Annotated in this window: 10 protein-coding genes and 3 pseudogenes; 12 read left to right on the top strand and 1 reads right to left on the bottom strand. The window is 51.0% G+C overall.

Features of this window, described 5'->3' with window-relative positions:
- Window position 1 precedes the first annotated feature (1 nt).
- The 12 genes and pseudogenes from MRY16398_RS17300 to MRY16398_RS17245 all read left to right on the top strand — a co-directional run bounded on the left by MRY16398_RS17300 (window position 2) and on the right by MRY16398_RS17245 (window position 13025).
- Window positions 2–607, top strand: a complete 606-nt coding sequence (locus MRY16398_RS17300; RefSeq protein WP_039079464.1) for a DUF3540 domain-containing protein — start codon at window positions 2–4, stop codon at window positions 605–607.
- Window positions 608–616: 9 nt separating this feature from the next.
- Complete coding sequence (locus tag MRY16398_RS17295; RefSeq protein ID WP_107223419.1) at window positions 617–1009, top strand: DUF4150 domain-containing protein; 393 nt, start codon at window positions 617–619, stop codon at window positions 1007–1009.
- A gap of 25 nt (window positions 1010–1034) precedes the next feature.
- Window positions 1035–1430 carry a hypothetical protein gene (locus tag MRY16398_RS17290; protein ID WP_223886922.1) on the top strand — a complete coding sequence of 132 codons (396 nt, stop codon included), beginning with the start codon at window positions 1035–1037 and terminating at the stop codon, window positions 1428–1430.
- A 23-nt stretch (window positions 1431–1453) separates the two neighbouring features.
- Window positions 1454–2560, top strand: a complete 1107-nt coding sequence (tri1, locus tag MRY16398_RS17285) for an ADP-ribosylarginine hydrolase Tri1 (RefSeq protein ID WP_125124894.1) — start codon at window positions 1454–1456, stop codon at window positions 2558–2560.
- 238 nt (window positions 2561–2798) lie between these two features.
- Window positions 2799–5354 (top strand): type VI secretion system Vgr family protein, encoded by a 2556-nt coding sequence (locus tag MRY16398_RS17280; protein ID WP_110294803.1) that lies wholly within the window; start codon window positions 2799–2801, stop codon window positions 5352–5354.
- On the top strand, window positions 5329–5841 hold the full coding sequence (locus MRY16398_RS17275; RefSeq protein ID WP_125124893.1) for a hypothetical protein: 513 nt from the start codon (window positions 5329–5331) through the stop codon (window positions 5839–5841). The genes MRY16398_RS17280 and MRY16398_RS17275 overlap by 26 nt, the downstream gene beginning before the upstream one ends.
- Window positions 5842–5998: 157 nt before the next feature.
- Window positions 5999–6439: a DcrB-related protein gene (locus MRY16398_RS17270; RefSeq protein ID WP_125125696.1), complete on the top strand. Its 441-nt coding sequence runs from the start codon at window positions 5999–6001 to the stop codon at window positions 6437–6439.
- Between the two features lie 3 nt (window positions 6440–6442).
- Window positions 6443–10765: an RHS repeat-associated core domain-containing protein gene (locus tag MRY16398_RS17265; protein ID WP_125124892.1), complete on the top strand. Its 4323-nt coding sequence runs from the start codon at window positions 6443–6445 to the stop codon at window positions 10763–10765.
- 12 nt (window positions 10766–10777) lie between these two features.
- Entirely contained in the window at window positions 10778–11212 is a 435-nt protein-coding gene (locus MRY16398_RS17260; RefSeq protein ID WP_071195250.1) for a hypothetical protein, read from the top strand.
- A gap of 426 nt (window positions 11213–11638) precedes the next feature.
- Window positions 11639–12104: pseudogene (locus MRY16398_RS17255) on the top strand (HNH endonuclease); the annotation flags it as partial.
- An 11-nt stretch (window positions 12105–12115) separates the two neighbouring features.
- Window positions 12116–12597: pseudogene (locus MRY16398_RS17250) on the top strand (SMI1/KNR4 family protein).
- Window positions 12598–12779: 182 nt separating this feature from the next.
- Window positions 12780–13025, top strand: a complete 246-nt coding sequence (locus tag MRY16398_RS17245) for a hypothetical protein (protein WP_125124890.1) — start codon at window positions 12780–12782, stop codon at window positions 13023–13025.
- Between the two features lie 53 nt (window positions 13026–13078).
- On the opposite strand, the pseudogene MRY16398_RS31445 reads toward MRY16398_RS17245, so the two are convergent.
- Window positions 13079–13205 (bottom strand): annotated as a pseudogene (locus MRY16398_RS31445) (SymE family type I addiction module toxin); the annotation flags it as partial.
- Window positions 13206–13310: the final 105 nt, after the last annotated feature.

Genomic DNA, 13310 nt, shown 5'->3' with positions numbered 1-13310 from the left:
AATGAGTAAAGTCAACCATCTGATGGCCCAACCCATACTGCCGCCCGTACAGGCATCGGCGGTGGTGACCCACTGCTTTGCTGACGGCAGCCTGACGGTAGAAAGCGAAGGGCGTGGCTGGCATTGTCGCCGGGCTGCGAGTTGTGTTATCGCACCGCAGACCGGCGATACGGTGTTGATTGCCAGCGTAGAGCGCCAAATCTGGCTGCTGGCGGTACTGGAACGGGCCAACCCGCAGGTTGCGGAGCTCAGCGTGCCGGGCGATCTGCATATTCGTAGCGCGGGGGAGCTAAGCCTGAGTAGCGAGGCGCTCCGTGTCACCGCCGGGCAGGGTGACTGCCATATCGACGAGATGAAATACAGCGGCGAGAAACTCTCGGCGTGGGTCAGCCTGTCGCGCGTTGTTGGCAAGCGGGCAGAATCTGTCTGGCAGACCGTCACCCAAATCAGCCACAGCCTGTTTCGCACGACCAGACAGACCGAGCAGGTTCGCGCGGGGCAACTGGACATGAAGGCTGAGGATTATGCGCGCCTGCATGCCCACAACACGGTGATCACGTCCAAAGCGATCACCAAAGTCGATTCTGAACAGATTCATATGGGATAAGGAACCGCCATGTTTGCGAACTGCCAGCTTTTCGGGGTTGATTTGGCCTTTCCGGATGTCTGCCTGACGCCCATGCCAGCCCCTACGCCCATTCCCTATCCGGATATTGCGCTGGGGCCGACGGCAATCCCCAATGCTTTTAATATCCTGTTTATGGGAATGCCTGCCCACAATATGGCGACCATCACGCCACTGACCAACGGCGATAACCCCGGCGTGGCAACAGGCGTGGCCTCTGGGACCGTGATGGGACCGTCCCGGCATTTAACCGGTGCGTTTACCGTGCTGCTAAAAGGCACTCCCGCCACGCGATTGACCAGCGTGAGCCTGCAAAACTCCACCAATGCGATTGGTATGCGTATCGTGCCGAGCCAGTTCAAAGTGCTGATGCTTGCGCCGTAATAACGGAACAGGATTGTATTAAGGGATGAATATCTCGACATTTGAAATTGTGAATGTTGTTGTAACGATTGTGCTGATATGTCTCTTTTTCGGGCTGGCAAAAAGAGTAGCGCGTAACCTTGAGCGCAAAGAGCAGGACATTCTGACTAATGGCAGCGATGTCAATATCACCATTTTATCCATGAAGCAAAGCGGGTTGTTTATTAATAACAACCCGGTGATTGAAATGTCATTACGGGTAGAACAACCACAGTTTAATAAAAGCTGGCTGGTCGAAAAACATAATGAAACGGCGTGGCTAATCGCCGTTGCAGCTTATCAGGTGGGGAATGTTTATCAGGGTAAGCTGGGGCAAAATGACAAGAGCCTGGTCTTTGTAAAAGACGGTAGCGGCAAACCGCTGCCTGCGATACAGCAGTAAGGAAAGACAGGGAAGGGACAATCGTGATCGATTTACATTCTGATATTCGGGAAATAGAGCGTTATGCAAAACAGTATGAGCACTATATTCCGTTTACTAATGCGCGGACGCAGCACCGCATGCTGTATGACTACATTGCGCATCCATTGGTAGATGACCCGCAAGAAGCCGCGTCGACAAAATGGTATGACACGCCTGATCAGGTCAAGCCGCTGGATATCTGTCGCGACAGGGCCATAGGCGCGCTTGTCGGGCTCGCCGTGGGCGATGCCGTGGGCACCACGCTGGAATTTATGCCTCGGGACCATCGTACCGTGACGGATATGGTGGGTGGTGGGCCATTTCGCCTGAAACCCGGCGAGTGGACCGACGACACCTCTATGGCCCTGTGTCTGGCTGAAACAATGCTGGAGCGCAAATATGCCAGCAGGCAATGTTTCAGGGACAAGCTGGTGAAGTGGTATCGCGAGGGCTATAACAGCGTTAACGGTGTCTGTTTTGATATTGGCAATACGACCCGTTATGCCCTGGAACAATATGAGATTAACGGGGCGGACTGGTTTGGTAATACGGCCCCGGAAACAGCGGGAAATGCATCCATTATTCGATTAGCGCCTGTACCGATCTATTTTCGTCGCAATTTCGCTCAGACATTCTATAACGCGAAAATTCAAAGTCAGGCCACCCATTGCGCGACCGAGGCTGTAAGTTCCGCACATTATCTGAGCTGCTTACTGCTTCTGCTGATTAATGGGTACGACAAAGAACGTGTTTTTTCCCCACAAATGATGCCGTTAGAGCCGCGCGTGCTGATCATCAACGCTGGTGAATATAAAGAAAAAAGCCGCGACCAGATCCGCTCCAGTGGCTATGTTATCGATACGCTGGAAGCGGCCATGTGGGCGGTATGGCACACCGACAATTTCCGTGATGCCATCTTGCTGGCGGCGAACCTTGCCGATGATGCCGACAGCGTGGCGGCGACGGCCGGACAACTTGCCGGTGCTTTATATGGCTGGTCGGGGATTCCGCAGGAATGGAAAGAGAAGCTGGTTCAGCATGACCGCATTGCCTCTATGGCCGCGGCGTTATTTGACCAGGCGCCGGATGAGGATACGCCGACGGAATAAATAGTGGCATGACTGAGGTTGATAATAACCTCGGCAGATAGCCAGGAACACGGTCTTATATTGTGCCCGATACAGAGCGATAAATATAACGACCAGTACAGAGTGGGAAATACAGTTTACCTCACCAGACATCAAAATTTAGTAAAAATACCGCAATCTTAGCGGGTGGATTTTTTCTATCGAATGGCATTTGCGCTGACGATTTCAGCGCGTTGCTACTTTTAACGGAATGAACCTTATGCTCAACCGTATTACCGTGCAGCTTCCGGTCGAAGGGCTGCTGTTCTGGAAACTGTCAGGGCGTGAAGCGCTGTCAGAACCTTATGCACTTGGCCTGACGCTGCTGGGCACCGATGCGCGCATGGATCGCAGCCAGCTACTGGGAAAGGCCGTCACTGTGACTGTCCCGACGCAGGATATAACATCACCGCGCTACTTTAATGGCAAAGTGACCCGCGTTGCGGTGAGCGCCGTGGAGCTGTCCGGCACCCGCTACGCGGTCTATCAACTCAGCGTTGAATCCGACTTATGGCCAATGCAGCGTGACCGTAACCTGCGTATTTTCCAGGGGCAGACGGTACCGCAAATCGTCAAAACGCTGCTTTCTGAAAACCAGGTCAATGTCGAAGACAAGCTGACCGGCAGCTATCGCGTCTGGGACTACTGCGTACAGTATCAAGAGAGCAGCTTCGATTTTATCAGCCGCCTGATGGAACTGGAGGGCATCAGCTACTTCTTCCGCCACGAGGCGGAGCGGCATGTTCTGGTGCTAACCGATGCGGCGACCCAGCATCAGCCGTTTGCCGGTTACGAAACCATTCCTTATCACGTGACACCGTCCGGTGGCAGTACGGATGAAGAGGGGATCAGCCAGTGGGCGCTGACCGACAGCGTGACGCCGGGGATCTACAGCCTGGACGATTATGATTTCCGCAAGCCGAATGCCTGGCTGTTTCAGGCCCGGCAGAACCCGGTCTCACCACAACCGGGCAGTATTGATGTGTACGACTGGCCGGGGCGCTTTGTCGAACACGATCATGCGGATTTCTATGCCCGCATCCGCCAGGAGCGCTGGCAGGTGGAGCATCAACAGATTCATGGTAGCGCCACGGCGCTCGGTATCGCGCCGGGTAACACGTTTACCCTCTACAACGCCCCCTTTTTCAGCGATAACGCGGAATACCTGACCACCGAGGCTAACTACTGGCTGGAAGAGAACAATTATGCCAGCGGTAGTGGCTCGCAAACGATGCACCGCATTGATTTCACGGTGATCCCCTCCACCGTTACATACCGCCCGGCGCAAAAATCAGCCTGGCCGCGTACCTATGGGCCACAGACCGCAAGAGTCGTCGGCCCGCAGGGAGAGAGCATCTGGACCGATCGCTATGGCCGGGTGAAGGTGAAGTTCCACTGGGACAGACTGGCGAAGGGCGACGATACCAGCTCCTGCTGGGTGCGTGTCTCCAGCGCCTGGGCAGGGCAGGGTTTCGGTGGCGTACAGGTGCCACGCGTCGGTGATGAAGTGGTGGTCGATTTTATTAACGGTGACCCGGACAGGCCGATCATCACCGGGCGTGTCTATAACGAAGCCAGCATGCCGCCGTGGGCGCTCCCCGCCGCCGCCACCCAGATGGGGTTCCTCAGCCGTTCGAAAGATGGTTCTTCTGACACCGCCAACGCCCTGCGTTTTGAAGATAAAGCGGGGGAGGAGCAGGTGTGGATCCAGGCCGAACGGAATATGGACACCAACGTTAAGAATGACGCCACGAGCACCATCAACGGCAATAACAGCCACTATGTCCGTAAAAACGAGCTATTACGTGTGGAGACCAACCAGACACTGGTCACCAAAGGGAAGTCTCTGGTATTAACGGGCAAAGATAAGCTGGAGGCGGTATCTGAACAGTATGTGGTCAGTTCGGGTACACGGCTACTACTGGCATCCGGCGAAAGCGCTATCGAGCTGCTGGCTAACGGTACGATCAACCTGATTGGTAATGACTTTAACTTTTTTGTAAAAGGCGACGGGCATATCACGACCAAAGGGAAGTTGTACCTGAATGCGGATGACGGCAAAGCCGGGGTCGACGCGCCGGGTGAACGCCTGAAAGGAGATATCGATAAGGCGGTTGAAGAATATTTCACGCCAGGGAAAGAAAATAAAGCGGGAGGGGCGGTTCCCGGTGCGGCGGCTGGCGCCCCCAAAAACAGTGCTAAACCGGTCTCCAAACCCGCCGTAACGACGGGGTTCGGTGATGATGTTGACCAACTGGCATCAAAATCCCCGACGCTAACGAATGATCTGAAAAAACTCAAGGACGATGGCTGGACCCTAAAAGAGGGTAATGAGGGATGGGGGACGATGGCTAACCGTAAGACCCAAACGATCACGGTAGATAAGGGCGCGTTGAACGACCCGGCACGAACGGTACAACTGCTATCGCATGAGAGCGGCCACGCAATGTATACGCCCAAAGATGATTTCTCTTCCCGTGATGCTTACCTCAACAGTAAATTAAGTGATGAGGGGGCGGCTACACTGAACAATATTAAAGTTCAGAGAGAAATCCTCGCCAACGGGGGGCCGGATATCGGCATTTCGGGCAATCCGGCCAACCAAAAAAGCTATAATTCGATTTACGATTCAGTTAAGAGCGGAAAGATGACAGAAACGGAAGCGCAGTCGAAAATCGGCCGAATCTTCGGACGAGGCGAACAGACATCGGTGACCGGCCAGGACTACGAAGATTATTATGGAGGATGGTATGACAAAAATTACCCGGCTAAATAAAGCCTGTGCCATCATATTCGCTAATTTACTCATGACAGGAGTTGTCGAGGCAAAAATGCAAAACGAAGATCTCTGGCAATTTATTTCTCATCTCAGCACATCTGTTAAAACCGTTAACGTGAATACCATTAACCGCTTCGCCTTGCCGGTTACTGAGGTGTCACAAAACGATAATTTTGTCTTCTATACCAGTGATGCAGTAAAACTGGCCAGCGGTGCAACGCTGTCGGCATTCGACCTGCGGGTGAATAAAAAACCAAACAGTAAAGTGTTGTTTGCGTTCGATTATGCAGGGCAATGTATCTCGCTGGGCGAGGTACGTCAGCACTATGCGAAAATGGACATTACCGATACGCCGCGTGGACATTCGGTCCATGAAGTCACCAGTCATACCGCTGCAATTGGCGACGGCCAGGAAGTCACCTTCAGTTTCGCCGAAACGAATCCGGACTGTTTAAGCAGTGTGGTGATTACCCGCGAGAAATAACGTGTGATTCAGGCTGACATCTGCGCAGCCTGAAATCTTTTTGTTGTTTATGCACGTTTAACATCCCTCTTTTTATCTGGATTGCTGTTTTTAAGTGAGTGCCCCTTGCATTCATCTCAGCGATTGCAGGCGAATTATTTTCATTAAAAGGCAAATGATGAAATATCACCTCCAGGAAGGTTCCTTTCAGCTTTTCCCGGCCGCATGGCAGGACACCAGCATGACGCTTCTGCGCGATGACGAAAGTGGGTTATCGGTTGTTGTCAGCCGTGGCCCCATTCCCGAAGGCAGCGATGCCGAGAAAGAATTTCATCGCCAGTGGGATCAACTGCGCGCACAAATGGGCGAAGTGCAGCAGAGCGCGTTTACCCGCGTGCTTGTCGGCCCACAACAAAATATTCGTGCCGTTGAGGTTGAAACCGCCTTCTTACGTGCTGACACCCGCATCTGGCAGAAGCAACTGGCGATGCAGGCGGTTGATAAACCCATGCTGCTTATTTTTACCTTCTCTGCATTGCGTCCTTTTACCGACCAGGATGCAGAACACTGGAATGCCCTCAAACAAAGTCTGACGCTGAATAACAATCGGAATGTATAAGCGATGAGTGACAAGCACGCAGCCCGTAAGGGTGACGATATCATCCATTCAAGTATCTTCGCTGATATCACCAGTATTGTGGCCGAAGGGGTCGCTTATGCTGCGATTGGGTCGGCGGTAGCCGGGATCGCGGCGGTTGCGGCACCCTTTGCCGGGGCGGGTCTGGCGGCGGCAGGGCTGGCTGCCGTCGGTTCCAGTTGCGTGCTTGGCGGCATTATCGGGGGGATTCTTACCAACGTGCTGGGTAAGGCGGATGATATCTCCAATGCGGCCAATAAACTGGGGGACTGGATTTTCCCTCCTTCTCCCGCCGGAAAAATTGACAACGGTTCGCACAACGTCCTGACCAATAAGCTGCCCGCTGCGCGCGCCGCCGGTATGCTCACGCCTGCCGGTACGCCACCGCCACCGGAACCGCAGCCACCGGAAAGTTTTGCCGATTATGGCGGCATGCTGCTGTCGATGGCCGCACAGTTTGGCAGCAACATGTGGCAACCGCCGGTTGCATCCGCTGCCGAAGGCACCACGGCGCTGGAAGAAGACAAGGTGAAGTGCGAGAAACACTCACCACAGCAGTATCTGGCGGAGGGGTCAAAAAGCGTCGTAATCAATAACCAACCCGCCGCACGCGCCAAAGACCGAACCACCTGTGAAGCCACCATCTCAGAAGAGGTCTCACCCAATGTCATCATTGGCGGTGAAACACTCACCGTCCGGGATATTAAAAGCGGCAAGTTTCCGGGCCTGACTGTCATTATGGCGGCGACAGCCCTTTTCCGAGGACGTTTCGGTACCATCCTCAAATCAATGCCTTGTGCGCTGGCTTCCGCCGCCGGGGGCATGCTGACGGATATGGCGATTAACGCCGTCTTTGGGTCATCACATCCGGTCCATGCTGCAACCGGTGTGAAAGTCCTGAACGATGAGGCAGAACAGGACTTTAGCTTGCCAGGGCGCTTTCCACTGGTCTGGCAACGTAGTTACAACAGCCTTACCCGCCGCGAAGGCCTTTTTGGCCTGGGCTGGGCTACCGCTTTCGACGGCTACTTACAACGGGAAGGCGATAACGCCACCTGGTTTGACGACACCGGGCGTGAGCTCAGCTTTACGCTGCCTGCCATTAACGAAGCGCTTTACAGCATCAGTGAAGGGTTAATCATCCGCCGTAACGAGCAGGGTGATGTTGCTATTGCCGATGACGATGGTGCTGTGTGGCGACTGTTCAAACCAACGCGCTCTGACCCATCAATATTGCGACTGGCATCGCTCAGCGATGAGTACGGCAACATGCTGGAAACCGGCTGGGATGAGCATGGGCGGCTGGTGCGTATTCATGATGCCCCTTGTGCCATTGATGTCTCGCTGTTTTATGGCGATGAACGTTTCCCGACCCGGGTTACCGAGGCCCGCCATTCGGATGGTCAGCAATCCTGGCTGCTGACACGCTGGCGCTATGACCATCGTGGTCAACTGGCTGCTGTCGAAGATGCGACGGGCGTGGTGACGCGTGAATTTCGTTATAACGATGACGGACTCATGGTCTGGCACCGTATGCCTGGCGGGCTGGAGAGTGAGTATCGCTGGCAGAAATTTGACCACTGGCGAGTCGTGGAAAACCGTACCAGTAGCGGAGATGGCTGCCGCTTCACCTACGATCTGGCCGCGGGATTAACCACCGTTGAACAGTATGACGGACACAAGCGTCAACACTACTGGAATGCGCAGGCTTTAATCACCGCATTTGTCGATGAACGTGGTGAACGCTGGGAATTCGAGTGGAATGACGACGAGCAACTGACCCGGCGCGTTGATCCCCTCGGCCACGCCACGACCTTTGTCTACGATGACATGGGCAACCGTATCCAGGAAATCGATCCGGACGGCAATATTCAGACGACCCAGTGGCTGGCGCAGCGCGCGCTGCCGACGGCTATCACCATGGCCGATGGCGCCACCACCCGTTTTTATTATGATGAGCACCACGGGCTGGCGCGCATCGTCGATCCATTGGGGCAGAGTACATTGCTCAAGCGCGACGCTTTTGGCCAGGTGGTGGAAGAGGTGGATGCGGCAGGCAATACGCGTCGCCAGGAGTATAACGAGGCCGGACAGATTATCCGCGAGACGGACTGTTCGGGGCGTATCACCCGTTATCGCTTTTACCCGCTCGGTTGGCTGCAGTCGGTGAAAGCGCCGGACGGTGAAGAAACCCGCTATCACTATGATGCCGCAGGTCGCCCACTGCAACTGGAGCGGGCGGAGGGCTGGCAGGAGTCTATCGGCTGGAACTCACGTGGACTACCGGAATACCATATTACCCCGGACGGTAAGCGCCACGAGTTTAGCTGGGATGACGCAGGCCGGCTGGTGGCAACCCGTAACGCGCTAGGGGAAGAGGTGCGCCGTCGCTGGGACAGCCGCGACAGATTAACGGCATTGCAAAATGAAAACGGGGAAGCGTACCACTTTGAGTGGGGGGCGGATTCGCTGCTGCTTGCTGAAACAGGGCTGGATGGTGTCGCAACACAGTATGAATATGATGCCTGCCGACGCACTGTGCGTCGTACTTTCGCCGCCGGGCATTCACAGGCTTTAACGCATGAATTTCGCTGGGGCAAGGCGGGCCAACTGCTTGCCCGCAGCACCCCGGAAGGGCAGACCCGTTATCACTACTCTGCGAATGGGCAGGTTACGCGAGTGGCGTTACATCCCCCACTGGGTGATGACGTATGGAGTCAGGAAGCTGAACAGGAGCTGATCTTTACCTATGACGCGTTGGGACGTGTTATCAGTGAAGAGGGTGAAAACGGCAGGCTGGGCTGGACTTATGATGCGCTGAACAACCGTACATCGGTGGAGTTACCCGACGGTCGTCATCTGAAATATTTCTATTACGGAAGCGGGCATCTGCTGAGCCTGGCTCTCGATAATCTGCCGATAAGCGACTTTACCCGCGATGAGTTACACCGGGAAGTTGGCCGTACGCAGGGCTTGCTGACAAGCCGCAATGAATACGATCGTCTCGGACGCATCCATCGCCGGGATGTGTTCACCGGCAATGCGCAGCGTCCGGCACCCGCACGCTGGTCACGCCGCTGGGATTACGACTACCGCAACAACCCGGTGCGCGAAGAGCGTGATGATGATCCGTTTAACTGGTGTAACTGGAAATATGACAGCGCCGGGCGTTTGCTGGAACAGGACGGCACGTCCCCCGGAAAAGAGCAGTGGCGCTGGGATGCGGCGGGTAACCCGCTGGATAACAGCCTGCAGCAGTCTGTTCGCCATAACCGTCTCACCCGCTTAAATGGCATTCAGTGGAGCTATGACATTCATGGGCGGACCACCGAAAAAGACAACGGGCAGACACGCTGGCACTATCGTTACGACGGCGAGCACCGGTTAACCGATGTGGTGGCCGTCCCGAGGGATCGCAACAAACCACAAACGCAGGTCAGTTTCCGCTATGACCCGCTCGGCCGGCGTATCAGCAAAACACGCCAGCAGACGCTGGGTGGCAGGCCGGTAGGAAAGCAGGTGACGACACGTTTTCTGTGGGAAGGTTTTCGCCTGTTGCAGGAAATTCACGACGATGTGCCCCTGACTTATGTCTATAGCGACGCGGAAAGTTATGAACCGCTGGCGCGTATCGATGGCACGAAGGATCCGGATATCTTCTGGTTCCACTGTCAGCCAAACGGTACGCCGGAACGGATGACGGACCGTGAAGGACATATCCGCTGGGAAGGGCAGAACAGCGCGTGGGGTAAACTGTTGCACGAGTCGATACCGCAGGAGACGGGCTATGCGCAGAACCTGCGTATGCAGGGGCAATACCTGGATCGGGAGACCGGGTTGCACTACAATTTGTTCCGTTATTACGACCCGGATAGCGCCAGGTTTACCCGGCATGACCCGATAGGGCTGGCGGGGGGGATAAACCTTTACCGGTATGCGCCGAATGCGCTGGGGTGGATCGATCCACTTGGACTGTTTTGCGGTGTAGCCAAAAATGCTAAATGGAATAAGTCTAGGCAGGGAGTTGAAGGACCTGGATTGAGAGATCATTATGCTAAGCATGGTGATCAAGTTGGAGCTGGTTCAGTTAGAGAATATGATTTCAGTGCCAGAACTACTATCCAAGATGGTAGGAAATTTACTTATAGAGATAGATATACTAATAAACCGAGAGTCGGTTATTACGACCCCAATACTGGTTTATTTACAGCAACAAGTCAAACAGGTAAAACACCTACTATACTGACTCACTTTCCTGAAAGTTGGGATAATCTGAGAAAATTACCTGGTTTTTCAGTGCCGAATTAGCGAGGTTGATCCATGCCAGATAAAATGAGCAATATTGTTCAGTTAATAAACAAAGGGTATCGGCTACCCCATGATATTGAAGTCGTGGCTGGGGAGATATACTCCGCATTACAGCACAAAGAATTAACGAGTGACGATGTGATTAATGAATTTATTAATAGCGTTGTGACGTCTAAATATAAGGATATTGTTGAAATTACATATAATTATATGAATAGGTTGATTTATTCTGGTGATAATTTACTGTATGAGGAATTTTTGAAAGTATTACATTTATTTGACTCAATAAATACATTGTCTTTTTTAGGCCTGAATGTATCTGCTGAAATTATAGAGAAATCTGATGCCGATATGATTTTCTTTCTAAAAAAATATGATAAATGGGCCAGAAAATTTATTTCTAAATATATATCAGGTAAGCAATGGTGGCAAAGGATTGTTTATTAAAAATAATGCAAATAAATATAGGTAAGCAATTGGTTTATTAATGCTCCATAATCACATGCTGCGCATGATAAAGCTGTTTGTGCGACTCTTGTATTACCATTATTGTCTACTCATATATCCGTCGAAGATCCACTGCGTGGCGATAAGATCTTCTTCCGGTCAGCATTTCTTAAGGTACTACGTAATTAGGGCGGCATGAATAGTACATGGTTATACGGTTTTCGTAACAGATTCTGATATAGCCAACTTTATAATTCTATTATATTTTTACTTGCTAACACACTGATTAAAAATAAAATAATGTAATTATTGATAATCTAAGTTATCTGAATATGTCGATTGCGGATGTACTATGACGCAGTAGTCCCAGAATGGTACGAACGAAACTGGTAGTATCAATTGACGGGCGGGTAGATTCGTCGCCTTGACCCGATAGGGCTGGCGGGGGTAAGACCTTTACCGGTATGCGCCGAATGCGTTGAGCTGGATTGATCCGTGGGGGTTGACATTAAAGGAGGGCGACTTTACAGGGAGCCCAGATCTCTTCCCAATTAATGGAACAAAACAGAATATTGTAACTATTGCAATGCAAGGAACGCGAGATAGAGATTTCACCGAAGCTTTCAAGTTGGCTGGTATTTCTAAAAGTGAATCGACCGGATATACATGGCATCATGTCGATGATTTTGATCCGGTCACAGGAATGACAACAATGCAATTAGTGAAAACATCTGCACATGAAGCTACTTTCCCACATAAAGGTTCAGTCTCACAATTCGAAAAACATTTTGGTGTTAAATATGGTTCCCAAGAAGCCATTGCTGTCTCTCATTCCAAGGGCTGGTTGAAAGGACGTGTTCCGAAAAAATTACGAACAAGCTGCCACAATTGAGGTGTAGAATTATGAATCATTTCAGTAAATGTGAAAAAAAATTGGACGCGCGGATATTGGTAAAGTTGAGGAGAAACTATCTATCATCCTTCCCGAAGATTTTGTTTTACATTATTTACAATTTAATGGTGGTGTTCCAGATAAAAGTTGGTGGGACAGTGATGATGACTTTGAGCCAATAGAAGTGGCAAGTTTTAAACCGTTTGTTTATAATAATCAGACAAATGACGATCCAAAATCTTTAATCGATGGTTGCTACATCACTATGTTGGAAAGAAATGTCATCCCTAAAAATCTATTTCCTTTCGCAAATGACTGGGGTGGGAATTTCTTCTGTTTAGATTTAGATAATTACTCTATTATATATTATGCAACCGATTCTTTTGATGAAGATTTGACTATGCAAGAGAATCACATAAACCTTCAAAGGTTTCTGACAAATTCATTTGAAAACTTTATTAATGGATTGGTAAAGGAAGTGGATATTACTTAAAAGATTTTTTGGAAAACATTTCACCCCATTATCTAATGGGGTGTGATTGTTGCGAAACTTATTTGCTTGTAAAGCTCTATGGTAAACTGCAGGCCTTTTAATTCAAGATAATCAATACATAACGTGGATACTCACATTCCAAAGTTTTCGGGATGCCTCCCGTATAATTAATGTGATATTTTATGAATATCAGACATGAATATAATGAAGCTTTAAATAAGCTAGAAGCTGATATTAATGATGGTTTGAGAGATTTAATAAAAATATATTGTGTGGCTATTGATTCTTTTGACAACGACATTATTGACTCTATTGCTTTATACGTGACTGATATGGGAAATAAAGATACGCGTCTATATCTGCAAGAAATGTTATTAGAAAAGCAAGATCCTTATTTAGTAAAGGAATTTAATTCATGGATAAAATAAATAATATTAAAATAAAAGCCGGGAAATAAATTAAACCTCCCGGATTTATTTTTTTAACTCTCGTTCAGCACACTAAACGTCCCGTTCCACATCCTCTTAAGTAATCGTCTAAACTGAAAAAAATTCCCTGTGCAGTTCCTGTGCTTCGTTGTTATCCGCAAGTAGGATCAGGCAGCCTTCCATCTGTTGCGTTATTACGACCCGGATAGCGCCAGGTTTACCCGGCAGGATCCGACCGGGCCGACGGGGGATAAGCCTTTACCGGTATGTGCCAAATGCGTTGAG

It is taken from the genome of Phytobacter sp. MRY16-398, from assembly GCF_003925915.1.
Lineage (GTDB): Bacteria > Pseudomonadota > Gammaproteobacteria > Enterobacterales > Enterobacteriaceae > Phytobacter > Phytobacter diazotrophicus.
This window is presented reverse-complemented; position numbering and strand designations above follow the sequence as displayed.